22 protein-coding genes and 1 riboswitch are annotated in these 25,121 nt (G+C 66.1%); of the genes, 14 read left to right on the top strand and 8 right to left on the bottom strand.

What is annotated here, in order from left to right; genetic code table 11:
- Positions 1-16: 16 nt before the first annotated feature.
- Positions 17-123, top strand: a riboswitch (TPP riboswitch).
- A gap of 70 nt (positions 124-193) precedes the next feature.
- The 7 genes from thiB (at position 194) to nagA (ending at position 7,594) form a co-directional block, all read left to right on the top strand.
- Positions 194-1,198 (top strand): thiamine ABC transporter substrate binding subunit, encoded by a 1,005-nt coding sequence (thiB, locus tag L879_RS0111925; protein WP_027316302.1) that lies wholly within the window; start codon positions 194-196, stop codon positions 1,196-1,198.
- Positions 1,199-1,204: 6 nt separating this feature from the next.
- Positions 1,205-2,782 carry an ABC transporter permease subunit gene (locus tag L879_RS21480; RefSeq protein WP_035459427.1) on the top strand — a complete coding sequence of 526 codons (1,578 nt, stop codon included), beginning with the start codon at positions 1,205-1,207 and terminating at the stop codon, positions 2,780-2,782.
- Complete coding sequence (locus tag L879_RS0111915; protein WP_027316301.1) at positions 2,769-3,470, top strand: thiamine ABC transporter ATP-binding protein; 702 nt, start codon at positions 2,769-2,771, stop codon at positions 3,468-3,470. Before L879_RS21480 ends, L879_RS0111915 begins: the two co-directional genes overlap by 14 nt.
- A gap of 282 nt (positions 3,471-3,752) precedes the next feature.
- On the top strand, positions 3,753-4,634 hold the full coding sequence (locus L879_RS0111910) for a glucosamine kinase nucleotide-binding domain-containing protein (protein ID WP_027316300.1): 882 nt from the start codon (positions 3,753-3,755) through the stop codon (positions 4,632-4,634).
- Positions 4,631-5,416 (top strand): GntR family transcriptional regulator, encoded by a 786-nt coding sequence (locus L879_RS0111905; protein WP_027316299.1) that lies wholly within the window; start codon positions 4,631-4,633, stop codon positions 5,414-5,416. Before L879_RS0111910 ends, L879_RS0111905 begins: the two co-directional genes overlap by 4 nt.
- A complete protein-coding gene (locus tag L879_RS0111900) occupies positions 5,409-6,461 on the top strand; it encodes an SIS domain-containing protein (RefSeq protein WP_027316298.1) in 1,053 nt (350 codons plus the stop codon). Before L879_RS0111905 ends, L879_RS0111900 begins: the two co-directional genes overlap by 8 nt.
- Complete coding sequence (nagA, locus tag L879_RS0111895; RefSeq protein ID WP_027316297.1) at positions 6,461-7,594, top strand: N-acetylglucosamine-6-phosphate deacetylase; 1,134 nt, start codon at positions 6,461-6,463, stop codon at positions 7,592-7,594. Before L879_RS0111900 ends, nagA begins: the two co-directional genes overlap by 1 nt.
- A 5-nt stretch (positions 7,595-7,599) precedes the next feature.
- Here nagA and L879_RS22825 read toward each other — a convergent pair whose 3' ends face one another.
- The 4 genes from L879_RS22825 to L879_RS0111875 all read right to left on the bottom strand — a co-directional run bounded on the left by L879_RS22825 (position 7,600) and on the right by L879_RS0111875 (position 11,376).
- Entirely contained in the window at positions 7,600-8,037 is a 438-nt protein-coding gene (locus L879_RS22825; protein ID WP_051435263.1) for a GNAT family N-acetyltransferase, read from the bottom strand.
- Positions 8,034-8,858: an ABC transporter permease gene (locus L879_RS0111885; RefSeq protein WP_027316296.1), complete on the bottom strand. Its 825-nt coding sequence runs from the start codon at positions 8,856-8,858 to the stop codon at positions 8,034-8,036. Before L879_RS0111885 ends, L879_RS22825 begins: the two co-directional genes overlap by 4 nt.
- A 3-nt stretch (positions 8,859-8,861) precedes the next feature.
- Positions 8,862-9,809 (bottom strand): ABC transporter permease, encoded by a 948-nt coding sequence (locus tag L879_RS0111880; protein ID WP_027316295.1) that lies wholly within the window; start codon positions 9,807-9,809, stop codon positions 8,862-8,864.
- Between the two features lie 67 nt (positions 9,810-9,876).
- Positions 9,877-11,376, bottom strand: a complete 1,500-nt coding sequence (locus tag L879_RS0111875; RefSeq protein ID WP_027316294.1) for an ABC transporter substrate-binding protein — start codon at positions 11,374-11,376, stop codon at positions 9,877-9,879.
- A 142-nt stretch (positions 11,377-11,518) separates the two neighbouring features.
- Between L879_RS0111875 and L879_RS0111870 the strand changes: the two genes are divergently transcribed.
- From L879_RS0111870 to L879_RS0111840, 7 genes are all read left to right on the top strand, one after another.
- On the top strand, positions 11,519-12,616 hold the full coding sequence (locus L879_RS0111870; protein WP_027316293.1) for an anhydro-N-acetylmuramic acid kinase: 1,098 nt from the start codon (positions 11,519-11,521) through the stop codon (positions 12,614-12,616).
- Positions 12,617-12,621: 5 nt separating this feature from the next.
- On the top strand, positions 12,622-13,647 hold the full coding sequence (locus L879_RS0111865; RefSeq protein WP_027316292.1) for a serine hydrolase domain-containing protein: 1,026 nt from the start codon (positions 12,622-12,624) through the stop codon (positions 13,645-13,647).
- 102 nt (positions 13,648-13,749) lie between these two features.
- Positions 13,750-14,640 (top strand): N-acetylmuramic acid 6-phosphate etherase, encoded by an 891-nt coding sequence (locus L879_RS0111860; protein ID WP_027316291.1) that lies wholly within the window; start codon positions 13,750-13,752, stop codon positions 14,638-14,640.
- A 44-nt stretch (positions 14,641-14,684) separates the two neighbouring features.
- Positions 14,685-15,587, top strand: coding sequence for an N-acetylglucosamine kinase (locus L879_RS0111855; RefSeq protein ID WP_027316290.1), 903 nt, complete (start codon positions 14,685-14,687; stop codon positions 15,585-15,587).
- A gap of 109 nt (positions 15,588-15,696) precedes the next feature.
- On the top strand, positions 15,697-16,479 hold the full coding sequence (locus L879_RS0111850) for a bestrophin-like domain (RefSeq protein WP_027316289.1): 783 nt from the start codon (positions 15,697-15,699) through the stop codon (positions 16,477-16,479).
- A 99-nt stretch (positions 16,480-16,578) separates the two neighbouring features.
- Positions 16,579-17,514: a sugar kinase gene (locus L879_RS21470; RefSeq protein WP_051435261.1), complete on the top strand. Its 936-nt coding sequence runs from the start codon at positions 16,579-16,581 to the stop codon at positions 17,512-17,514.
- 84 nt (positions 17,515-17,598) lie between these two features.
- Positions 17,599-19,065 carry a sensor histidine kinase gene (locus L879_RS0111840; protein ID WP_027316288.1) on the top strand — a complete coding sequence of 489 codons (1,467 nt, stop codon included), beginning with the start codon at positions 17,599-17,601 and terminating at the stop codon, positions 19,063-19,065.
- A 19-nt stretch (positions 19,066-19,084) separates the two neighbouring features.
- Here L879_RS0111840 and L879_RS0111835 read toward each other — a convergent pair whose 3' ends face one another.
- From L879_RS0111835 to L879_RS0111820, 4 genes are all read right to left on the bottom strand, one after another.
- Complete coding sequence (locus tag L879_RS0111835) at positions 19,085-20,668, bottom strand: peptide chain release factor 3 (protein WP_027316287.1); 1,584 nt, start codon at positions 20,666-20,668, stop codon at positions 19,085-19,087.
- Positions 20,669-21,083: 415 nt separating this feature from the next.
- Complete coding sequence (locus L879_RS0111830) at positions 21,084-22,199, bottom strand: succinylglutamate desuccinylase/aspartoacylase family protein (protein WP_027316286.1); 1,116 nt, start codon at positions 22,197-22,199, stop codon at positions 21,084-21,086.
- Between the two features lie 69 nt (positions 22,200-22,268).
- A complete protein-coding gene (locus L879_RS0111825; protein WP_438268104.1) occupies positions 22,269-23,207 on the bottom strand; it encodes a glucokinase in 939 nt (312 codons plus the stop codon).
- 104 nt (positions 23,208-23,311) lie between these two features.
- Positions 23,312-25,120, bottom strand: a complete 1,809-nt coding sequence (locus L879_RS0111820; RefSeq protein WP_027316284.1) for a glycoside hydrolase family 15 protein — start codon at positions 25,118-25,120, stop codon at positions 23,312-23,314.
- Position 25,121 lies beyond the last annotated feature (1 nt).

Below are 25,121 nucleotides of genomic sequence, written 5' to 3'. Positions count from 1 at the left end.
AACTGTTCTAGAAGCAAGGCGTCTCACGGGGGGCCTCAACCGAGGCTGAGAGGCGGTCAGGCCGCCGACCCGTCGAACCTGATCCGGGTCATGCCGGCGGAGGGAATGAGCATGCGACATCGCCAGACAAGCTGTGCCCCGTGCAATCTGCGCCGCCCACCCGGCCTGCCTCATGCATGGGAGCGCCCTTAAGATGCTACGCCGATTGCTTCTCACCCTCGTTTCGCTCGGGCTCGCCAGCGGCTTCGCCCAGGCCCAGACGAAGCCGACCCTGACCGTCTACACCTATAGTTCGTTCTCCGGGAAATACGGCCCCGGCAAACCGGTGAAGGAACGTTTCGAGGCCGTCTGCGGCTGCGAGCTCAACTGGGTTTCCGCGGAAGATGCTGGCAGCATGCTCGGCCGCCTGCGCCTGGAAGGCGAGAACACCAAGGCCGATGCGGTCGTCGGCCTCGACATGAACCTCGTCGCGGAGGCGAGAGCCCTCAACCTCTTCGCACCGCACGGCGTTGAAGTGAAGGATCTCTCGCTTCCCATCGCCTGGAAGGACGACACCTTCATTCCCTTCGACTGGGGCTATTACGCATTCGTCTACGATTCCAACAAGCTCCCGCAGCCACCGAAGAGCCTGAAGGAACTCGTCGACAACCCCAACGGCCCGAAGGTCGTTCTGCAGGATCCCCGCACCAGCGCGCCGGGCCTCGGGCTCATGCTCTGGATGCAGAAGGTCTATGGCGACAAGGCGGGCGAGGCGTGGAGCAAGCTCAAGCCCCGCATCGTCACCTTCACCAAAGGCTGGTCGGAAGCCTATGGCCTCTTCCTGAAGGGCGAAGCCGACATGGTGATGTCGTACACTACGTCTCCCGCCTATCACATCGTCGCGGAGAAGAAGGACAACTACAAGGCCGCCGCTTTCACGGAAGGGCATTACCTTCACGTCGAGCTTGCGGGCATGACCCGCACGACGAAGCAGCCCGAACTCGCGAAGAAGTTCATGGCCTTCATTCTCAGCGACGCCTTCCAGACGGCGATTCCCGAAACCAACTGGATGTATCCCGCGAAGAACCCGCCGTCAGGCCCGCCCGCGATCTTCAAGGACATGATCCAGCCGGGGACGGCGCTCCTCTTCAGCCCTGAAGAGGTTCAGCGGAACCGGCGCGCCTTCACCGATACCTGGCTCAACGCCACGGCGCGCTGATCGCTCATGACGACATTGAAGCTGCCCCATCCCGGAAGCCTCGTGGCCTTCGCCATCCTGGCTCTGGTTGCGGGCGGCTTCATCGCTCTTCTCACGTTCGATGGAGGAGCGCCCTCGCTCTTCTCCATCAGCCCCTATCTCGGCCGCGTGCTGGCTTTCTCCATTGCGCAGGCCGCGCTCTCGACGCTTCTGTCGCTCGCGCTGGGCGTCGCCCTCGCCCTCGCCCTCGCGCGCCGCAGCTTCATGGGCCGGGAGATCGTTCTGGCCCTTCTGAGCACGACGATGGTGATGCCGACCATCGTGGCCGTCTTCGCGGTCTTCGCCGTCTACGGCCGGAGCGGCTGGCTCGCCGAGCTGCTCGCCTTCCTCGGATGGCGGGAGAGCTTCAGCGTTTTCGGCTATCCGGGCATTCTCATCGCCCATGTCTTTCTCAACGCGCCCTTCGTGGCGCGGATCACGCTCGACGGCCTGACCCGGATTCCCGCCGAGCACTGGCGTCTCGCCATGGCCTTCGGCTTCACGCCGGCCCAGGTCTTCCGTCATCTCGACTGGCCGGTGCTGCGCGCGGAACTCGCCGGAATCGCGGGTCTCGTCTTTCTCATGTGCTTCAAGAGCTTCGCCATCGTGCTGGCGCTCGGCGGCGGGCCGAGCCGCTCTACACTCGAAGTGGCGATCTACGAGGCACTCAAAATCGATCTCGATTTCGGCCGCGTCGCCTGGCTCGCCCTGATCCAGCTCGCGATCTGCCTGTCGATGACGGTGCTCCTGCACTGGGCTTTCGCGCGGCCGCCGGCCGGCCACACGATCCGCAGCCTCATCCGCAGGCCCGACGCGAAGGACCGCACCCTCAAGGTTTTCGACGCCGTCATTCTCGGTGCCGGAACGCTCTTCATCGCGCCGCTCGCCTTGAGCGTGCTGATGGGCCTGCGCAGCATGATCGGCATTCTCGATAGGGATCTCCTTCGGGCCTTTGCGACGAGCATCGGCATCGCGCTGGCCGCCGCAACGGTGGCCTGCCTTCTCGCGCTTGCCCTCGCCTCCGCCGCGCGGCGGCAGCGGCTGGTGCTGCGCTCGCCGCGCATTGCCGCCTTCTACGATTTCCTGCCGGATACGCTTCTGGCCGTGCCGCCCTTTGCGCTGACGGCCGGTCTCTTCCTGCTGATCCAGCGATTCGGCGATCCGGCGACAGCCGGATTCGTGCTGCTGCCGCTCATCAACGGGCTCGCGGCGGTGCCCTTCGCCTATCGCTATATTGCGCCTCACCTCCTCACGACGGAGGAACGTTACGGCCGTGTCGCGGCCTCTCTCGGCCTCACGGGCTTGGCGAAGCTCGCCATCATGGACTGGCCCGCGCTCAAGCGGCCGCTCGCGGCAGGCTTCGCTTTGGCGATGGCCCTGTCCTTCGGCGATTTCGGCATCATCGCTCTCTTCGGCGGCACGGAACTGGTGACCTTGCCCTATCTGCTCTATGAGCGCCTCGGAGCCTACCGGCTCGACGAGGCATCCGCCGTCGGCCTCGTCATTCTCCTCGTCGCGTTTCTCCTCGCTCGCGTTTCAGGTCGCTTGTCCCATGCTGGTGATTGACCATTGCCGCCTCACCTGGCCCGACTTCGTGGCCGATTACTCGCTGAAGGTTCAGGCGGGGCGCCTGTGCGCCATCATCGGCCCGTCCGGAGGCGGCAAGACCACCCTTCTCCACATGATCGCCGGTTTCGAGAAACCGGAGAGCGGAACCTTGACGTTCAACGGCCAGGACCTTCTTCCGCTGGAGCCCGCCAAGCGCCCGGTCTCCATCGTCTTTCAGGACCACAATCTCTTCCCCCATCTCACCGTCACGCAGAACGTGGGGCTGGGCCTGCGCCCATCGCTGCGCCTGACGGACGAGGAGACAATCTTGATCGAGGAAACGCTGGATGCCGTCGGCCTCCGGGGCTTCGGCGCGCGCAGGCCTGGCGAGATGTCGGGCGGGCAGCGCCAGCGCGTGGCTCTCGCCCGCGCGCTCGTCTCGGGCCGCCCTCTCATCCTGCTCGACGAGCCTTTCAGCAGCCTCGATCCCGGCTTGCGCCGCGACATGATCCTGCTCGTCGACAGCATGCGCCGCAAACGCCCCGTGACCATCCTCATGACGATCCACACGCCGGAGGATGCGGCGGACGTGGCCGATCAGATGGTTTTCGTGGCCGACGGAAAAGTCGTCGCCTCGGATGAGCCCTCGCGCATTCTGGGCGGATCCCTGGCTGCGCGGATCGCAGCCGCGGTCTCGGACACGTAACGGCGATACGCTTCCAAGCCTTTCCCGCGCATCGGAATCCTGCAAGGACGCAGGCCCCAAGTGACCTCATACTGGTATCGAAACCGCTCGACGCTGTCGCCTTCCCGCCTTTTCCCCCCGAATTCGCCTGTTGTCGTTTCATTCTCTCCGCTCTCCGGCGGCATTGCCTCGCGCAGGGCTTTCTGCACAGCGAAGGCCTATTCCCGGCCCCGAGCTCTTCCCCAACTGGATATTAAGTGGCATGGTGCCGTTTCACAGATCGCACCCAGGTTCCTGGCCCTTATGACTGACCTCCTGTTCCTCGGCATCGATGGCGGCGGCACCAAGTGCCGGGCCCGGCTGCGCGATGCGCAGGGCAACCTGCTCGGCGAGGGAACGGGCGGCCCGTCCAACATCAGGCTCGACCCCGATCTGGTATGGAGCTCGATTCTCACCGCCTGCCGCGCGGCGCTCGCACAGGCCGGACTTCATGAGCGCGACCTCGGCAGGATTCACGCCGGCATGGGAGCCGCAGGCGCAGGGCAGACCAGCGCCGTCGACCGTCTGCTCGCGCGTTCTCATCCCTTCGCATCCTTCGCCATCGACACGGATGCGCACACCGCCTGGCTCGGCGCCTTCAACGGGGGCGACGGAGCGATTCTCATCGTCGGCACGGGCTCCTGCGGCTACGGCGGCGTGAGCGGCCGCTGCCATTATGTGGGCGGCTGGGGTTACGAGATTTCGGATGACGGCAGCGGCGCCGTGATCGGACGTGAGCTTCTGCGCCGCTGCGTCTGGGTGCATGACGGCCGCGCTCCGGGAACGCCGCTCTCGGATGCGGTTCTGGCCGAGTTCGGAAACGATCTCGAAGTCCTGGTGGACTGGGTCGGCAAGGCCCGCCCGAGCGATTACGGGCGCTATGCGCCGCTCGTTCTGGAATATGCCGGGCGGCGCGATCCGCTGGGCATGGCCATCGTCACCGAAGCCGCCGCGGGTCTCGGTTCCATCGCCACGCGCCTTCTCGACCTCGGCGCCCCGGCCCTGTGTATGTTCGGCGGACTGGCGGAGCCCTTGAGGCCCTGGCTTCCTCCCCCGGTGCAGCGGACCATCACGTCTCCCATGGCGGATGCCCTCGACGGCGCCATCCTTCTCGCCCGAACGGCCCTGTCAGGGAGACAGTCATGAGCGAGACATCCAGCGAGGCTCTGGCGCTTCTTCCCCTGGACGAAGCCAATCCCACGCCGCTCTACCTCCAGCTCCAGCAATCCATCGAGGAGGCGGTGCGCCGGGGTGCGCTCAAGGCCGATGCCGCCCTTCCGGGGGAACGGGACCTCGCCAAACAGCTCGGCATTTCGCGCGTCACGGTGCGCAAGGCCATCACGGGCCTGGTGCAGAAAGGCGTTCTCGTCCAGCGCTGGGGCTCGGGCACCTTCATCGCGCCGCACATGCGGCTGGAGCAGCCTCTCTCGCGCCTGTCGAGCTTTACCGACGACATGGCCGCCCGCGGCCTGAAATCCTCGGCGGTGATGCTCAGCCAGTCGCGGGGACCGGCCTCGACCGACGAATTGATGGCGCTCGGCCTCTCGCCGGGCGATCTGGTGAGCCGCGTCAACCGCCTGCGCCTGGCGAACGGCATTCCCATGGCCATCGAGAACGCCGTGGTTCCCTCGCGGGTCCTGCCCGATCCCTCTCTCGTCAGGCAATCGCTCTATGCGGTTCTGCACGAGAAAGGGTTCATGCCCACGCGGGCTCTTCAGCGGCTGCATGCGGTGCTGCTGACGGAGGAACAGGCTTCCTTGCTCGGCGTTGCGCCTCAGAGCCCGGCCCTTTACATCGAACGCCGCTCGTTCACCGCGACGGGCGAAGTGGTCGAGTTCACCTCGTCCTATTACCGGGGCGATGCCTATGATTTCGTGGCTGAGCTGACGATCAGCCAGCCCGAACGGATGCACGATGACAATGTCTGATTTGAAGAATACTCCCTCCACCATCACCGCCATGCTGCGCGAGGCGCAGGAAGCGCCCCAGGTGGTCGCGCGCCTCCTCGCGAACAATGCGCCGCTCTGCCGGGATCTCGGTGAGCGCCTGCGGGCTTCCCCGCCGCCCTTCGCCGTGACCTGTGCCCGCGGCAGCTCCGACAACGCGGCGACCTTCGTCAAATATCTTCTCGAGATCCATTCCGGACTCGTGACGGCTTCCGTCGGCCCCTCGGTTACGTCCGTCTACGAGGCGCGCCCGCGCATGCGCGATGCGCTCTTCATCGCCGTGTCCCAATCGGGCCGCAGCCCGGACATCCTCAACCTCGCGCAAGCCGGCCGCGACGACGGCGCGCTGACCGTCGCGCTCGTCAACGACACGACGTCCCCCCTCGCCTCCACCTGCGAAGTCGTGCTGCCGCTGCAAGCGGGGCCGGAGAAGAGCGTCGCCGCGACGAAGTCCTTCATCGCGGCGCTGGCCGCAGGATTGCAGCTCGTCGCCCATTGGTCGCAGGACAAGGAGCTGCTCGCCGCGCTCGACACGCTGCCGGATGTTCTCGCAAAGGCGTCCGCAGCCGACTGGTCGTCTGCGCTCCCCCTCCTCTCGGATGCGAACAACCTCTTCGTCGTCGGGCGTGGCGTGGGCTTCGCCGTGGCGCAGGAGGCCGCGCTCAAGCTCAAGGAGACATCGGGCATTCACGCGGAGGCGATGAGCGCCGCCGAACTGATGCACGGCCCCTGGACGCTGGCGGGCGACCACTTCCCCATCCTGGTTCTCAGCCAGCGGGACGAGACCCTGAGCGGCGTGAACGATCTCGTGACGAAGCTGAACGAGCAGGGCGTTCCCGTCGTCGTCGGCGGCGCGGCGGAAGGTTCCGCCGCCGTGAAGCTGCCGTCCGTCGAGAATGTGCATCCCTACCTCGCGCCCATCGCCCTGATCCAGAGCTTCTATCCCCTCGTGAACGCCATCGCTCTGGCGCGCGGACGCAACCCCGACAACCCGCCGCGCCTGCGCAAGGTGACGGAGACCGTCTGATGGCCATCGCGCTGACCGGAGCCCGCCTGTTCGACGGATCGCACATGCTCGACGGCCGCGCCGTCGTGATCGAGAACGGCCACATTGCCGCCGTGCCGCTCGAAAAGGATCTGAGCGCCGGAATCCGGCGCCATGCCATCGAAGGACTCCTGGCGCCGGGCTTCATCGACGTGCAGGTCAATGGCGGCGGCGGCGTCCTCTACAACGACGTGCGCACGGTCGAGGGCCTGAGGAAAATCGCGGAGGCCCACCGGCGCTACGGCACGACGGGCCTTCTGCCGACCTTCATCACCGATACCCGCGCGGCCATGGCGGAAGCGGTCGAGGCCATGCGCGCGGCTTTGGCGGCCCGCGTCCCCGGCGTGCTCGGCATCCATCTGGAAGGCCCCTTCATCAGCCCCGAGCGCAAGGGCGTGCACGATGCATCCTTCATCCGTCCGCTGGAGGATGAGGACATCGCCATCATGACATCGCTGACGGAAGGCCGCACGCTCGTGACCCTCGCTCCCGAGCGCACCGGCATGGACGCAATCGCGCGCCTTGCCTCCGCGGGCGTCCTGGTCTGCGCCGGTCACACCGCTGGCGATTACGACACCGTCATCGAGGCCACGCGGCATGGCCTGCGCGGCTTCACGCATCTCTTCAACGCGATGCCGCCGCTCGTAGGCCGCGATCCCGGCCCCGTGGGCGCTGCCCTCGACAGCCGGGATACCTGGTGCGGGATCATCGTCGACGGACATCATGTGAACGATGCCTCCCTGCGCATCGCGATCGCGGCCAAGGGGACGGAGCGGATGATGCTCGTGACCGACGCCATGTCGGTGACCGGCACGGACCTGACGGACTTCGAGCTCCACGGCCGCACGATCTACCGGCGTGAGGGCAGGCTCGCCACGGCGGACGGGACGCTGGCAGGCTCCGACCTCGACATGGCAAGCGCCGTGCGCAACAGCGTCCATCGCCTCGGCCTTGCCCTGCCGGATGTGCTGCGGATGGCCTCGCTCGTTCCGGCGCGCTTCCTCAGGCTCGATCACGAATGCGGACGCATCGCGCCCGGATACCGCGCCGATTTCGTGTTGCTCGACGACGCGCTGAACGTGCGGCAGACCTGGATCGGCGGCAGCAGCGACTGAGCGGATCAACCCTTCCGGTAGAAGACGAAGCTGCGGCTCCTTCCTGCGAAGTCGCGGTCGTATTCCCGCTCGACGCGCCAGCCGTGGCGCTCGTAGAAGCGGCGGGCGGCATGGTTGTCGCGGAAGCATTCGAGCGTTCTTGCTCCTCGCCGCTCCGCCTCATTCAAGAGAAGCGGGCCGCCGCCCCTGCCGCTCTCGCCGGGATCCATGAACAGCATGTCGATATGCCCGTCCGTCATGAGCAGGAAACCTGTCGGCCGATCGTTCAGCGCCGCAACCAGGACACGCTCCCACGAGGTGGCGAAGCGCTGCGCGAAGAACGCCGCGTGCTTGGCTCGAAGAACGTCCGCTTCCAGAATTCCGGCAAAGGCCGAGCGGTATGACCGTTCGGCGATATCGGCCAGCGCCGGAATGTCACCGGCCCTGGCGGCGCGGACGATCACGGCTGCCCCCTGAGACGCGGATCGAGGGTATCGCGCAGCGCATCGCCGAGCAGGTTGAACCCGAAGGACAGGAAGAGGATGGCAAAGCCCGCGAAGACGGCGCTCCAGGGAGAGAGCATGAGGAAGTTGCGGCCTTCCGACAGCATCAGGCCGAGCGACGGCGTCGGCGGCTGGGTGCCGAGCCCGAGGAAGGAGAGCGAGGCCTCGACCAGGATGGCGGCGGACAGGAGAAGGCTCGTCTGGACGAGGATCACGGAAGCGAGGTTCGGCAGGATGTGCAGGAAGATGATGCGCGCATCCGATGCGCCGATGGCTTTCGCCCCCGCGACGTACTCGCTCTCGCACAGAACGAGCGCAGGGCCGCGCAGGAGCCTTGCGAAGATCGGCGTGTAGACTACCGCGATGGCAGCCGCTGCGCTGTAGGTGTGCGGCCCCAGCACCGCGATGATGCCGATGGCGAGCAGCATCACCGGAAAGGCGAAGAGTACATCCATGACGCGCATGATGATGCGGTCGAGCCAGCCGCAGTAATAGGCGGCCACGAGCCCGAGCGCTCCGCCCGCGACAAGCGCGATGCCGACGGCGAGGAGGCAGGCGATGAGGGATGTGCGGTATCCGTAGAGAATGCGCGTGAGCACGTCGCGGCCCAGCTGGTCGGTGCCGAACCAGTTCAGCGCGGAGGGCGCGCGCAGGCGCCGCGCGACGCTCTGCGCCATGGGATCGTAGGGCGCGAAGAGCGGCGCGCCGATGGCGAGAATGAGTTGGATCGCCACCAGGGCGATGGCGAAAGTCAGAAGCTTGTTCTTGGCCAGACGCGACATGGCTCAAGCCCTCACGCGGGGATCGACGACGATGTAGAGGAAGTCGACGAGGAAGTTGACGACGACGAAGCCCGCGGTGACCACGAGGATCGTGGCCTGGATCAGCGGATAGTTGCGCTCGGCGATGGCTCCGAGGATGAGGCGGCCGAGACCCGGAATGGCGAAGACCTGCTCGACCACGATGGCGCCGCCGAGCAGATAGCCGGTCATGATGCCGACGCTGGTGAGAAACGGGATCAGCGCATTGCGCAGGGCGTGCTTGTAGACGACGGTCCGCTCCGCGAGACCCTTGGCGCGCGCGGTGCGGATGTAGTCCTGGCCCAGCGCATCGAGCATGGCCGAGCGCACGAGGCGCGAAAGGTTGGCGAGGATCGGCAGCGCCAGCGCCACCGCAGGCAGGAGCATCCGCTGGAGGTTGCCCACCGGATCTTCCGAGAACGGCACGTATCCGAGCGAGGCGAAGCCGGGCGCCCAGGCGGAGAGGAGCAGGATGAGCACGATGCCGAGCCAGAAGGAGGGAATCGTCAGGCCCGCGATCGCCGTCACGCGCATCGCCACGTCGGCCGCGCCGCCGCGGGTCTGGGCCATGAGGCAGCCGACGGGCACGGCCAGCACGGCTCCGATGAGGAGCGCAAGGAAGGTCAGCTCCAGCGTCGGCCACAGATGCAGGATGATCTCGGTCGAGACGGGACGACCGGTCCAGAGCGACGTGCCGAAATCGCCGCGCAGGGCCGCACCCGCCCAGAGCAGGTATTGCTCGACGATGGGACGGTCGAGACCCACGCGACGGTTGAGCTCCGCCATGCGCTCGGGCGTAATCTCGGTGTTCGCGCCGAGCATGATCGCGACCGCATCGCCGGGGATCAGCCGGATCATCAGGAAGACGATGATCGACACGCCGAAGAGAACGACGATCAGATCGATGAGGCGCGCGAGCAGAACACGGTTCATGCGGAAAGGCTCTTGAAACGAAACACCCCGGCGCGCGCAATCGCGGCGCCGGGGCGATGGATGACACTCAGTAGGACGCGTTGCGCAGCAGCATGAGCGAGCGGTTGGGCATCACATCGTAACCCTGCAGCTTGCTGTTCATGGCCGAGAACAGCGTGCCGTAGGTGAGATGCGCCACGGGGCCGGAGCAGGCGAGCTTCTGCTGCACCTTGTCGTAGGCCGCCTTGCGCGCCGCCTGATCCTGCAGGGTGCGGGCCTGATCGAGAAGCCCGTCGAGCTCCGCGTCCGAATACTTGAACACGTTGGTCGAACCGCCCGTGCGGAAGGTGCGGTAGAAATACTCGTCCGGATCGGGCTGGCCCGCATTGATGGATGCGAACATGTCGAAGTTGCTGTTGCGCCAATCCTGAATGAACTGGCCCTGCTCCTGGTTGACGAGCTCGACCTTGAAGCCCGCCTTGTTGAGCTGCTCCTGCACCACCTGCGCGATATCCTTGACGTCCTGGCGCGGCAGCACCTTCAGGGTCACGGCCACCGGCGTCGCAACGCCCGCTTCCTTCAGAAGCGCCTGCGCCTTGGCGGGGTCGGGCTTGTAGCAGGCGAACTGCTTCACATCGAGCGCCCAGGATTTCAGGGCCGGAGAGAGCGGCCCGCCCGGAACGCCCGCGCCGAAGAGCGCCGCATCGACGATCTCCTGGCGGTTGATGGCGTAGTTCACCGCCTCGCGCACCTTCGGGTTGTCGAAGGGCGGCTTCGACACGTTCATGCCGATCAGCATGTAGGCGAGATCCATGGTCTCGGCGAGCTTCACGTTCGGCTTGCCCTTGAGCTGCAGGGCCGTCGCCGCGTCGATGTTGGGCAGGAGAGCGTACTGACCGTTGCTCAGGCCCACCTGGCGGGTGGCCGATTCAGGCACGATGTTGAACTTGAGCCCGGAGAGCTTCGGCAGTCCCTTGTCCCAATAGGCCTCGTTCTTGGTGAGAAGGATGAAGCCGTTGGGCTGCCATTCCTGGAACTTGAACGGGCCCGTTCCGACCGGCGCCTTCTGCAGGGCGTCCTTGTTCGCCTCCATGGCGCTCGGCACGATGGCAATGGTGGCAAGCGAACTCAAGAGCGCCGCGGAGGGTTCCTTGAGCTTCAGCTCCACCGTCTGCGGATCGACCGCGCTGGCGCTTTCAACCGCCGAGAGACGGCTCGCCAGCGGCGAGGCGATGTCCTTGCTCTGCACGCGCTTGATCGAGGCCACCACGTCCTCCGCCTCCATGGCGGAGCCGTCGTGGAATTTCACGTTCGCGCGCAGCTTGAAGGTATAGGTCTTGCCGTCGGCGGACACGGTCCAGGATTCGGCAAGGGCAGGAACGATCTTCAGATCCTTGTCGATGGCGGTGAGGCCCTCGTAGATATTGCCGTTCACCACCATGAAACTCGGGAAAGCGGTGATGAGATGCGGGTCGAGACCGGTGGGGCTCGCATCCGCTCCGATCTCCAGAACCTGAGCCGAGGCGGATGCCATCGCCGCCATTAAGAACCCCGCACCCAGTGCGCTGCGCAGTGCTGACCTGACCATGCGTCTTTTTCTCCCTTGGAAGCCGCAGGGGTTTTATAGGCCATCGCCGTGGACCTGTCATGGTCCAATATCATACCACTCTAGACCGGCTCGACGCTTGTGCTATGGTCCGCCAGGACCTGAAAGCATCCCGGAGAGACCGATGCCCGAACGCCCCGTCGTCAAAGCCATTGGCGCGATCAGCGGCACGTCAATGGACGGCATCGACGTCTCCATCGTGGAGACGGATGGGGACAGCGTGGTGAAGCCGGGTCCGGGACGGACCTTTTCCTATCCGGAGGATCTGCGCGCGACCCTGCAGGCTCTCATCGCCCAGCCCGCCCGCGCGCAGAGCGAGCCGCTGGACGATCTCGAGCAGGCCGTGACGCAGGCTCATATCGCCGCCATCCGCCGCTTCATGAGCGAGACCGGAATTGCCGCAGGCGACGTGAAGCTCATCGGCTTTCATGGGCAGACCGTCTATCACCGGCCGGAGATCCGCTTTACCCGCCAGCTCGGCCTCGGCGCACAGGTGGCGCGCGAGCTCGGCATCGATACGGTCTATCGTTTCCGCCATGCGGACGTGGCCTCCGGCGGCGAAGGCGCGCCCTTCGTTCCGCTTTATCATCGGGCCCTGGCAAGCGGATTGCCCCAGCCGGTCATGGTTCTCAATCTCGGCGGCGTCGGGAACGTCACCTATATCGATGGCGACGCGGTGATCGCGTTCGATACCGGCCCGGCCAGCGCACTGCTCGACGATTTCATGCTGCGCCGCCGCGGCCTGGGCTTCGACGAGAACGGGCAGCTCGCGGCTTCCGGTAATGTGGACCAAAGGCTCGTTTCCGCATTCATGACGAACCCGTTCTTCGACCGGCCCGCGCCGAAATCTCTCGACCGGCAGGATTTCCACGACCGCGCCAAAGGCGTTGAAGCGCTCTCCGATGCCGATGGCGCGGCGACGCTGGCGGAGTTCACGGTGCAATCCGTCATCGCCGCGCTGCGGCATGTTCCGCGCGCACCGCAGCGCTGGCTGGTGACCGGCGGCGGGCGGCGCAACGCGCATTTCATGAAGCGCCTGCGCGAGGAGCTCGGCGTCGCGGTCGATCCGGTGGAATCCGTGGGCTGGAATGGCGATTTTCTGGAGGCCCAGGCCTTCGGCTATCTCGCCGTACGCTCCACGCTGGGGCTGCCCCTGAGCCTGCCCACCACCACGGGCGTGCCGCATCCAATGCCGGGCGGCGAACTTCATCGCGCCGCGTGAGCGCCATGCCGCTTGAATCATGGATCGGGCAGGCCTTCGCGCCTGCCGCCGCGTCCATCGGGACGGGCAACATCCCCGGCGCGGTTCTCGGCCTCGTCACCGCTGACGGCAAGCGCGCCGTTCACTGGTCCGGCGCGGCGCAGATCCAACCGGAGCACGCGCCGATCTCCCGCGAGACATGGTTCGATCTCGCCTCCCTCACCAAGGTCATCTTCACGACGACGCGCATCCTGCATCTCGTCGAGGAGGGGAAGATCGCGCTCGACGATCCGCTGGCGACGGTCATTCCCGATCTGCGCCAATACGACATGAACGCCGCCGAACGGCGGCTCACCTTCCGCCAATGCCTGGCGCACCAGACCCATCTTCCGGCCGTCGAGCCGCTCTACACCTACGGCCAGGATCCGAACACCCTGCGCGCTTTCATCCTGCAGCGCGTCTGGCAGCCCGGGCCGCCGGTCTATTCCGACATCAATTTCATGCTGCTCGGCATCGCCATCGAGCGTCTCACAGGGCAGGCGCTGATCGATCAGCCGCTGCCGCCGCGTTTCTCGTTCCGGCCCGATCCCGCGCTCTGCGCCGCCACGGAGCGCTGCACCTGGCGCGGGCGCGTGATCCGCGGCGAGGTGCATGACGAGAACGCTTTCGCGCTGGGCGGAGCCTCCGGCCATGCGGGCCTGTTCGGCACCATCGACGGCGTGCTCGACTTCGCGCAATCGGTCCTCGACGGATCGGCGTTGTCGCCGGACTCCGTGAAAGCCATCCGCACGCGCGAGTCGGACAAGCGGACGGTCGGCTGGGAAGGATTCCATCCCGGCTGGCACGGCGGCGATTCCTGCTCCGCCGGCACCATCGGCCACACGGGCTTCACCGGCACCGGACTCTGGATCGATTTCGAGCGCGGGTTGGCATGGTCGCTGCTGACCAACCGCGTGCATCCCAGCCGCCACAAGGACAGCGGAATCCTCGCGCTTCGCCGCGCGACGGGGGAGCAGACGGTCGCGCTGTTCAACCGCCACGCCCGTCCTTAAGGATGCCGGTAAAAAGTTTGCCGACGGCTCCGTCCGGGCGCCTGCGGGCCATTGTTGAGGCCCTTCACTGGTCCTATACTGGTCTGGAAGAAGGTTGGCACAATGGCGACAGAACATTTCAGCACCCGCTACCAGGATCTCGACACGTGGCCGAGCCTCGACGTCCTCTCGGCTTTCTATGAGGGGCAGCTCTCCGCCGTTGCAGCCGTCAGGCCCTCCCTGCCCGCCATCGCCGCGGCGGCGGAAGAGGCGGTCAAGCGCCTGCGCCGTGGCGGCCGGCTCGTCTATGCGGGCGCCGGAACGTCCGGCCGCATCGGCGTGCAGGACGGAACCGAGCTTCCGCCGACCTTCAACTGGCCGGAGGACAAGCTGGTCTATCTCATCGCCGGCGGCCAGGGCGCCATCATGCAGGCCGTCGAGAATGCCGAGGACTCGGTGGAGGACGGCATCGCCGGCATCCGCGACAACGCAATCGGGCCCGACGACGTGGTGATCGGCGTCGCCGCGAGCGGACGGACGCCCTTCACGATCGCGGTGCTCAAGGAAGCCGCCGCCCGGGGCGCTCAGACCATCGGCATCGCCAACAACCAGGACGCACCCCTGCTCGGCGTCTGCTCCCATCCGATCCTCGCCGATACGGGCGAGGAGGTGATCGCGGGCTCGACCCGCATGAAGGCGGGCACGGCGCAGAAGGTCATCCTCAACCTGCTCTCGACCCTGATCATGGTGCGGATGGACCGGGTCTATCGCGGGCTGATGGTCAACATGCGCGCCACCAACGCGAAGCTGCGCCGCCGCAGCGAGATCATGGTCTCGCAGATCACCGATTGCGACGATGCGACCGCCGTCGAGGCCATCCGCAAGGCCGACGGCGATCTCAAGACCGCCGTGCTCATCGCCATGGGCGCGGGCCTGCCGGAAGCGCAGGACGCGCTCGCGCGAAACGATGGCAATCTGCGCAAGGCCCTGGCAGATTTCTCGAAACGGGAATAACTGAGTCGGCCGTTCAGCCGGCCGACGAGAAGAAGGCAGAGGTCATGGGGCTGGGGCTTGGCATCGACGCGGGCGGAACTGCCACGCGCTGGCGGCTGGTGGACGAGAACGGCCAGCGCGTGGCTCAAGGCTCCGTCGCTCCCCTGACCGGCCATCTCTTCTCCGCCGCCGCGGAAGAGCGCGCCCGCCAGATCGTTCTCGACATGGCCCAGGCCGTGATGAAATCCGGCAGGCCAATGGGCATCGTTGCCGGAATCACGGGCCTGACCCGTGACACCCCGGCGGAAGCCACCATGCGCGCCCTGTTCGCCGAGATTTTCGAGCTGTCCCCCGACAGGATCTTCGTCGCGGAGGACATGTGGATCGCCTACCTGTCCTATTTCACCCTGGGCGAAGGCATCCTGGTCTACAGCGGCACCGGCTCCATCGGCTACTACCTCTCGGAGAAGAAGGAGGTGATCCGGGTCGGCGGGCGCGGCAACCTCATCGACGACGGCGGCTCCGGGTTCTGGATCGCCCGGGAGGCCTTGAAGTCGGTTCTGCGCACCGAGGAAGAAAGCCCCGGCGAGGGATGGACGACGAAGCTCGGCATGTGCCTCTCGGAGGCGCTCGGCGGCACGGATTGGAACGTGGTCCGCTCCTATGTCTATGGCGGCGACCGCGGCAAGATCGGCTCGCTTGCCCGCAGCGTGGGCGAAGCGGCTCACAAGGGAGACGAGACGGCCCTGCGCATCCTGCGCGAGGCCGGCGAAGAGCTGGCCCGTCTCGCCAATTGCCTGATCAAGCGGCTCGGCCCCCGCCCGGTCGCCCTGGTCGGCGGATCGTCCCGGCTGCACCCGGTCCTGGCCCAGGCGTTCCAGCGGGACCTCGTCGCAAAGGTGGAGTTCATCCACAGCGATGTGGATGCCGCCTTCACGGCCGCGCATCTCGCCGCGAGCGTGCGGTGAGGCGAAGCAGCCTTCCCATTGATCGCCATGGGGCTCGTGTGGTCTATCCATGGCCGGGGCCGCCTTGCGCCGTCAGGCGGATCGGGGCCCATGCCACGTGGGGGATACGGTGATTTTCGATACCTGGCTCGACATGCCGACCTGGGGGATCTTCGGCTCCCTCGCGCTCCTGTTCGCCCTCTCGGCCTTCTCCATCCATTGGCTTTCCTTCGGGAAGCCGAACCGGGCACGCGCCGCCGGCTTCGTCGGCGTCGTCCCGCCCTTCTCGGGCACGATTGCGGTGCTCTTTGCGCTGCTGACGGGCTTTCTCGCCAATGAGGTCTGGGACAGGAACAGACAGGCCGACCGGGCGATCTTCGCGGAGCGCGATGCGCTTCTCTCGCTCCACGCCATCAGCCTCGCGACGGTGTCCGACATGGAAGACATCCGCGCCGCCGTGCAGGATTATGCGGAAACGCTCATCAACGATGAATGGCCGCGCATGATGGAGCAGCAGAGCTCCCCGAAGACCGGCGAGGCCCTCCGCACCCTGCTCACCAAGGTCTCGAATCCGCAGATCGGCGTCGAGGCCGGAACGGCTGCGCAGAGCGCTCTCCTCAACATCGTTCTCAAGCTGCGCGCGGCGCGCTACGACCGCCTCGCGCTCAGCGGCGACCAGACCGACAGGACCAAGTGGAGCGCCGTGGTCATCCTGGCCCTCATCAGCCAGCTCGCCATCGGAATCGTGCACCTGGAAAAGCCGCAGGCGCAACGGGCCTCTCTCGCCATCTTCTCCGTCGCCGTCGTCATCACCCTCGGCCTCGTCGCCATGCGGGAACGGCCTTTCGACGGTCCCGTGCGGTTCTCGCCAGCGCCGATCCAGGAGGCGCTCCAGATCATCAGGAGCGGCTGAGGGCGGCATCGGGCCTCACGGCTTGCGCAAGCCCTCATCCTCGGCCAAGACTTTCGTCTCGGCCATTTCCGGAATTCCAGTTCGAAGCGAAACTCAACGATGAAAGCTCTTTTCGTAGGCCAGACCTATATCGACGTGACCTTCCTGGCGGATGAACTGCCGACCGGGGACGAGAAAACCGTGGCGCGGGATTATGCGATCTCGTTCGGCGGCAATGCGGTCACGGCCGCTTTCGCCTGCGCCAAGCTTGGGCTCGCACCCGACCTCCTCACGTCCATCGCCGACGACTGGCTGGGCCGCATGTTCATCGACATGGCCGCGAAATACGGCATCTCGGTCCATCACCGGAAGGTTGCGGAATCCTCACTGTCCTTCATCATGCCGCGGGGCGGCAAGCGCGCCATCGTCCGCTGCCGCGACGACCATTACCTGCATCCCGTGCCGCCGCTGAACATCCAAGGCTGCAAGGCGCTGCACCTGGACGGCCACCAGGCGGACGCCGCCATGCACTACGCCAAGGTCTGCCGCGAGGCGGGCATCCTCACCTCCCTCGATGGCGGCGGCCTGCGTTCCAACACGCACGAGCTTCTGGAATTCATCGACGTGGCCATCGTGGCCGAGCGCCTCTGCGAGCAGATGAACCTCACGCCGTCCGGCATGCTGGGCTATCTCAAGAGCCGGGGCTGCAAGATCGGCGGCGTGACCCTGGGCGAGCGGGGCCTCGTCTGGTACGACGAGACGGGCACGGAAGGCGTTCTCCCCGCCCTCGACGTCCCGGGCAGCAAGGTGGTGGACACGAACGGCGCGGGCGACATCTTCCACGGCGCCTACGTCTATTCCGCCATGGCCCGGCCCGAGCTGCCCTGGCGCGAGCATTTCATCTTCGCCCGCGCGGCCTCGGCCCATGCCATCCAGCATCTCGGCAACGAGGCGAGCCTGCCGACCCTCGAGGATATCGCCAAGGTACAGGTGCTGTTTCCGGAGAAGGCGCAATCTGCCGCAGGCGCAGAATCTTATTTGGAAAATGCGGGCTAGAATCTTATGAGATAAAATTACATTAACTATACGATCCAGCTCTGCCCGTTTCTCGCCGAGCGTTCATCCGAAAGGGATACAAGCGTGAGTCCTACTCAGTCCTGGGCTTATGGACTCAACGAAATTCGCTTTCAGGCGGGAGCAGAAGGGTTCAGCCGCGAAGCCCTCTCCGAGCTGCTCGAGAACGTTCCTCTGGCCATTGCCGTCACCCTGGGCCCGCAGCAGCGCTTCGTCTTTGCCAACCGGCTGTTCCGCTCGGCCATGTCCGCAACCGAGGAAAACCTGATCGGGCGGACCGTGCAGGAGGTCATGGGCAAAAGCTATACCCCTGACATCGGGGTACTTCGGCAAAAGGTGTTCGAAACCGGCGAGCCACAGGGACTGGAGGGTTATCCTATCGTCCTGACATCCGGCACGACCACCTATTGGGACGTCAAGCTGCTGCCGGTTCGCGACGGGGACGACAGGATCAGCGGCATCCTGACCCTGGCGGCGAACGTGACCGAACGGGTCAAAGCGCGCAGCGAGGCCGAGATCAAGGCCCGCGAGGTCGCGCTCCATAACGAACGCCTCGCGCTTGCCGTCGAAGCCACCGAGATGGGCCTGTGGGAGTGGAACGCCCAGACGGGCGAGACCTTCTGGTCCGATCGGCAGAAAGATATCTTCGGCCTTTCGAAGGGGGAACCCGCCACCTACGAGTTCTGGCACTCGGCCATTCATCCCGAGGACCGCGAGCGCGTGGTGAGCAGCGTCGAGGCCTTGAGCGACCCACGGTCCGGCGGGCAGCTCCACATCGAACACCGGATCGTCCGCCCGGACGGGGAGCTGCGCTGGATCCTGAGCCATGGCCGCATGCTCTACGAGATCGTGAACGGCGAGCTGAAGCCCGCCCGCCTTCTCGGCACCATCATCGATGCCACGGAGCGCCGCAGGAACGAGGAGATCCGGCAGCTTCTGGTGCAGGAGCTTAACCACCGGGTCAAGAATCTCTTCGCCATGACGAGCGGCATGATCGCGCTCACCGCGCGCATGGCGGAGACGCCGAAACAGATGGCGGAGGCTCTGCGCGGGCGCATCGAAGCCCTGGCCCGTGCGCACGAACTCATCCGCCCCGCCATCACAGGCACCGAGCCCACCGATGGAGAAACCTCTGTCGAGGAGATCGCGCAGGCCATCCTGGCCCCGCACATCAACCGGGATGCCCCCTCTTCGATGACGCTGGAGGGGCCGGCCGTGCGGATCGGCCCGAAGGCGGCGACGATCCTGACCCTGGTGCTGCACGAATTGGCCACCAACGCCTCGAAATACGGCGCCCTGTCGGCTCCCGAGGGCCGGCTGAACATCGCCTGGAGGCAGGGCGCAACGCTCACGCTGCTGTGGCGGGAGGAAAACGGGCCCATCCTTCAAGGCCCGCCCGCAACGGAGGGATTCGGCTCGAAGCTCGCCCGCAGGAGCGTAACGGATCAGCTCGGCGGTGCAATCGCCTATGAGTGGGAGCCGGAGGGCCTCAAGGTACGCATCGAAGTGCCGCTCAGCCACTTGAACGACTGAGGCGAAGGGAAGGCGGCTATCAAGCCGCCTTCTTCTGGTAATCCTTCACATCCGAGAACCGGATCGCCTTGTAGCGGTCGATCTCGTATTGAAGATTGAACATGTTCGGCGCCATGAACACGGGCGCCTCGTCGAGATCCCGCGCCATGGACGAGAGATGGCTCTCGATGAACTTGTCGAGCTCCTTCGGATCGTCCGCCGTGATCCAGCGGCAGATGGAGAAGCGCGTCGGCTCGTAGTCGATAGGCAGGCCGTATTCCGCGGCGAGCCGTTCTTTCAGTACGTCGAGCTGCAGCGCGCCCACGACGCCGACGATGGCTCCGGAGCCGTCGTTCGGCACGAAAAGCTGCACCACGCCCTCTTCCGCCATCTGCTGCAGCGCCTCGCGCAGCTTCTTCGCCTTCATGGCGTCCTGCAGTTTGATGCGGCGCAGGATTTCCGGCGCGAAGCTCGGCACGCCGCGGAAGACGATGTCCTCGCCTTCAGTGAGCGTGTCGCCGATGCGCAGGGTGCCGTGGTTGGGAATGCCCACCACGTCGCCCGCCCAGGCCTCGTCCGCGATGGCGCGGTCCTGGGCGAAGAAGAATTGCGGCGCGTTCAGGCTCATGGGCTTGCCCGTGCGCACGAGCTTCGCCTTCATGCCGCGCTGGAGTTTTCCTGAGCAGATGCGCATGAAGGCGATGCGGTCGCGGTGGTTCGGATCCATGTTGGCCTGGATCTTGAACACGAAGCCCGACATCTTGGGCTCGCTTGCCTCGACAAGGCGCTTGTCCGCCTCCTGGCCGCGCGGCGGCGGAGCATATTCGGCGAGTGCGTCGATGAGGTCGCGCACGCCGAAATTGCGCAGGGCGCTGCCGAAGAACACAGGCGTGAGGTGGCCCTCGCGGAAGGCCTGGAGATCGAAGGGCTTGCAGGCTTCCTGCGCCAGCATCACCTCTTCCTGCCAGGCCTCCGCCTCTTCCGGCGGCAGCAGGGCGATGAGCTTGGGATCGTCCGGGCCGGAGACGGGCATCAGCGCGTCATCCGTATCGATGCGGCGCACGGCGTTGCGGCGCAGGTCGAAGGTGCCCGCAAAGCTCTTGCCCTGGCTGATCGGCCAGGTGACGGGGGCGGTGTCGAGGGCGAGCGTCTTCTCGATCTCGTCGAGGAGATCGAAAGGGCTGCGCGCCTCGCGATCCATCTTGTTGATGAAGGTCACGATGGGAATGTCGCGCATGCGGCACACCTCGAAGAGCTTGCGCGTGCGCGCCTCGATGCCCTTCGCCGCATCGATCACCATGATGGCGGAATCGACGGCGGTCAGCGTGCGGTAGGTATCCTCCGAGAAGTCCTCGTGGCCTGGCGTGTCGAGCAGGTTGAAGACGCAGCCGCCATATTCGAAGGTCATGACCGAGGTCACCACCGAGATGCCGCGCTCCTTCTCGATTCCCATCCAGTCGGAACGGGTCGAGACGCGGTTCTTCTTCGCCTTCACCTCGCCGGCGAGCTGGATCGCTCCCCCGAAGAGCAGCAGCTTCTCGGTAAGCGTGGTCTTACCCGCGTCCGGGTGGGAGATGATCGCAAAGGTTCTGCGGCGGCTCACGGGAGCCGGAAGATCGGTCATGGTTCTTTAAAAATGCCCTGGGGACGGTGGTGGACAGTACGCCGCAGCGCGCCGCCCTTTCGCTATTCTCTTCTGACCCCATATGGGGGTTTCCCGTCAACAGCGAAAGGAGGTGATCCAGTGTCTCATTGTCATACCCTACGGTCCCCGGTTGCCGTGACCTGGATCTTGGCCTCTGCCGAGATCGGTGCGTAACGCACGCGCATCGTAGCGGAAAAGTGGAATCCGATTTTCGCTAGCGCGGCCCGCTGGGTCCGCACCCAACGATGCGTCCTTGAAGAAGGGGCATCGAATGGATCCCAAAAGCGGGGTCCACTTTTGGGTCCGATGCCTATGGCCGGCGTTCAGCGGGCCGTGGAACCGACAATGGAAAGGCCGCCTCCCAGGGCGGCCTTTCTTTTTGCCTTGCCGAGCCTCAGGCGCCGAGCAGCTTGCCCGTCCGCTGGGCCGTGGTGCCGGCGACCTTGGCGATCCGCATGCCCCGGGTCACGAAGCGCAGGGCGACCCGGGCGAACATCACCCCGTCGCAGGGGGCCTTGGCCTGAACGGTGGCGCCGGTGAGCGGATCGATCACGTCCGCGATCGCGTCGCCCGCCTTCACCCGGTCACCCACCTGGGCCTTGAAGACCAGGATGCCATAGCCCGGAGCCGGAACCGGCTCGGACGCCGCCAGGGGCGTGGCCCGGCAGAGGGGCTCCGGCAGCGTCGGGGCCGTGCCCTCGATCGCCCCGCGCAGGGTCAGGTAGGCGACGATGGCGGCAGCATCGGCCCTGGCCGTCTCGTGGTCAACGTCCCGCTCGCCCCGGAATTCCAGGGTCGTCGCGTGGCAGGAGAACGGGATCGGACGGTCCGGGAAACGGTCGGCCAGTTCCGCCCAGGGACGGCTGCAGGCCTCGTCGAAGGGCTCGTCGCCCGACACGTCGGCCAGGAGGTAGGCATGGGCTCCCATGAGCGCCGCAAGGGGAGCGAACTCCTCCGCCGAGCGCGTATGGGTATAGAGATGCACCACGGCCTCCGCATCGCAATGCAGGTCGAGGACGATGTCCGCCTCCTGGGCGAGGCCCAGCAGGGCCTTCTTCATGACCTCGGCAGGATTGGACGGCTCCCAGGCTTCGAGCTCCGCCCGCAGGGCCTCGCGAATCAGGCGGACATTGGCCTCACCGTCATCGGTCAGCCGGCCCTCGACCCGCTCGGCGACCTTTGGCACGAGATGGGGATAGCCGCGATTGAAATTGATTCCGTCGGCCAGGTTGAAGCGGCCGATATGGCTTCCCGATACCCTCTGGCTCAGGCCGATGGGATTGGCGGAGGGGACGAGCACGATCTCGCCCCTGATCCGGCCTTCGGCCTCGAGGACGGTCAGGCGCTCGCGCAGGTGGTGGGCGGCGATCATGCCGGGAATCTCGTCCGCATGGAGCGAGGCCTGGACGTAGATGCGGGGGCGCGCGCCTGCGGTGCCGAAGCGCTGAACCGTCAGGGAGAGGTCGGCTCCGGGGGCGAGGGGCGAAAGGGCGATCTGTTCTGTTCTCATATCCAATCGACAGGGTTCGGGCGCGGACAAGGGCCTTGGCGGCAGCCCGCGCGTCTTGACAGGCCCTTCTCAGGTAGCCTGCCACCCCTGGGATTGGAAGACGAAGCTTTGCGGCCTGGCCACGATGGCGGCGAGACCCAAAAGGGCCGGCTCCGGATTGACGATGGCGTAGACCGGCACCCTCTTCGCCCAGGCCTCGTGCGGCGCCTTGTGGTCGAAGGCTTCCCGGAAGCCTCCGGCCTGAAGGATGTCGACCATGCGCGGCGCGATCCCGCCCGCGATGAAGACGCCGCCGGAGGCCTCGAAGGTCAGGGCGAGGTCGCCCGCGAAGCGGCCGAGGAAGCGGGCGAAGAGAGACAACGCATCCTTCGCCAGGCCGTCGCCCTCGCGGGCGGCGGCGAGAACATCGTTGGGAATCGTGAAGGGGCACGCGACCCGGCGATGCGCCGCCAGCGCCCTGGCGATGCGGAACAGGCCGGGCCCGGACAGAACGACCTCTCCCGAGACCCGGCCGCCGACCCGCTCCAGATGCGGCCAGAGGGCGGTTTCCTCGTCGGTCGTCGGCCCGAATTCCATATGGCCCGCCTCGGTCGCCAGGATCGCGAAACGGTCCTCCACGGGAACGAGAGCCCCCGCGCCGAGTCCCGTGCCGGGGCCCAGGACGACCCGCGGCCCGTGCTTGGGCGGCGGGAATGTTCCGACAGGAGCGAGATCGCCCTTCGCCTCGTCGAGAACGGTCACCGAGGCGGCGACCGGCGTGTAATCGTTGACGAGGGTCACGCGCTCGAGATGAAGCGCCCGGCCGATGGCCTGGGCATCGATGACCCATTGGGCGTTGGTCAGGCGGATGGCGGGCGCGTCCACCCGGGTCGCCACGGCGATGATGGCGGAGCGGGGGGCCGCACCCGCATAGGATCGAAGCGCGATCTCGATGGCCCCGATGGGATCGGGCGTCTGGGCCGTCAGGGCGCGGGGCAGGAGCTGAACCGGCTCTCCGGGCGCGGGCAGAACGGCGAAACGGGCATTGGTGCCGCCGATATCGCCGAGCAGAACGGGAAATGCGAACATGAGAGCCTGGGATCCTTTCCGCCTTTCGCACCCGAATACCACGATCAGAACGCCTCCTCCCAGCTCCGGCTGAGGCGCACGGCCGAGTTGATGAGGCCGACCATGGAATAGGTCTGCGGAAAGTTGCCCCACAGCTCCCCGGTCGTGAAGTCCGCATCCTCCGAGAAGAGCCCGAAGGAATTGCGCAAGCTGAGGATGCGCTCGAACAGCTCCCTCGCCTCGTCCCTGCGTCCGATGGCGTTCAAGGCATCCACGTACCAGAAGCCGCAGATCATGAAAGCGGTATGCATGAGGCCGAAATCGTCTTCCACATCATAACGCAGGAGAAGGTCGCCGCGCCGCAGGGCCTTGCCCACGGCCTCCACGGTGGCGATGAAGCGCGGATCCTCCGCCTTCACGAAGTCGAGCTCGGCCAGCAGGAGCAGGGTCGCGTCGAGGTCCTCGCCGTCGAAGGACGAGACGAAGGTGCCCTTGGCGGGATTGTAGGCCCGCTCGTCAATGATCCTTTGCATGTGCTGGGCCTTCTCGCGCCAGAAGGCGGCGCGGTCCTCCCGCCCCATGGCTTCGGCGATCTTGACGAGCCGGTCGCAGGCCGCCCAGCACATCACGCTCGGAAACGTATGCACCGCCGCCTTGGTGCGCAGCTCCCACGGGCCTGCATCGGGCTGGTCGAAGACCTCGACGGCCCGGTGCCCCAGCTTCTCCAGATGTGCGAAGAGCGCCCGGTTGCCGGTGCGGATCAGGCGCTTGTCCAGGAAGGCATGGACGGAAGCCAGCACGACGCTGCCATAGGCATCGTTCTGGATCTGCGTATAGGCCGCGTTGCCGACGCGCACGGGCCCCATGCCGCGATAGCCGGCCAGCGCCGTCGCCTCGCGTTCCTCGAGATCCGGCGAGCGCGTGATGCTAAAGAGCGGCGGCATGTCCTTCTGGTCGGGAATGGCCTCCATGTCGTCGACGATGTTCGCGATGAAGTTGAGGTATTCCTCCATCGTCCGCGTCGTGCCGAGGCGGTTGAGCGCCTGGATGACGAAATAGGCGTCGCGCAGCCAGCAATAGCGGTAATCCCAGTTGCGCTGCGTGTTCGGCGCTTCCGGCACGGAGGTGGTGAGCGCCGCAACGATGGCGCCGGTTTCCTCGAAGTTGCACAGCTTGAGCGTGATGGCGGCGCGGATCACCGCCTCCTGCCAGTCGAAGGGAATCGACAGCGAGCGCACCCAGTCGCGCCAGAAATCCAAGGTGCTGTCGAGAAAGCTCCGGGCCGTGGTGTCCGTCTCCGAGCGGAGCGGCTCGTCCTCGCCGAAGAAGAACGACATGGGTCGGTCCACGACGAAGGGGCGCTCGTCCTGCACATAGGAAAGCGGCGCATCGGTGGTGAGGCGCAGGGAATAGGAAGGCCCCACGAAACGCAGGTGATTGCTGCCGCGCGTGCGGCTCGGCAGGCAGCCGCCCCAGTCGTAATGCGGCCTTAATCGCACGCGGATACGCGGGCGGCCCTTCACCGGATGGACGCGGCGGACCAGCATCGGAGGGCGGAAAGTGCGGTCGTAATGCTTGAAGCGCGGCGCGAAATCCGTGACCTCGAGAATGTTGCCGAAGGAATCGGTCATGCGCGAGACGAGCACCGCCGTGTTCTGGAGATAGCTCTGCTCGCAGCTCACCATGCCGACCATGTCGATGGCGAAGACGCCCTTCTGCTCCGCATCGGTTTGGCCGGCGGGGCTGTCGAGCAGGGCGGAGAAGACGGGATCGCCGTCGAACCTCGGGAAACAGCTCCAGACGATCTGCGCGCGACGATCCACGAGGGCTGCGATCGTGCAATTGCCGATGACGGCAAGGTCCAGCGAACTCATG

Origin of the sequence: Microvirga flocculans ATCC BAA-817 (genome assembly GCF_000518665.1) — a bacterium.
GTDB classification, from domain to species: domain Bacteria; phylum Pseudomonadota; class Alphaproteobacteria; order Rhizobiales; family Beijerinckiaceae; genus Microvirga; species Microvirga flocculans.
The sequence above is the reverse complement of the archived record's forward strand: the minus strand, read 5'-3'. Positions and strand labels throughout refer to the sequence as shown.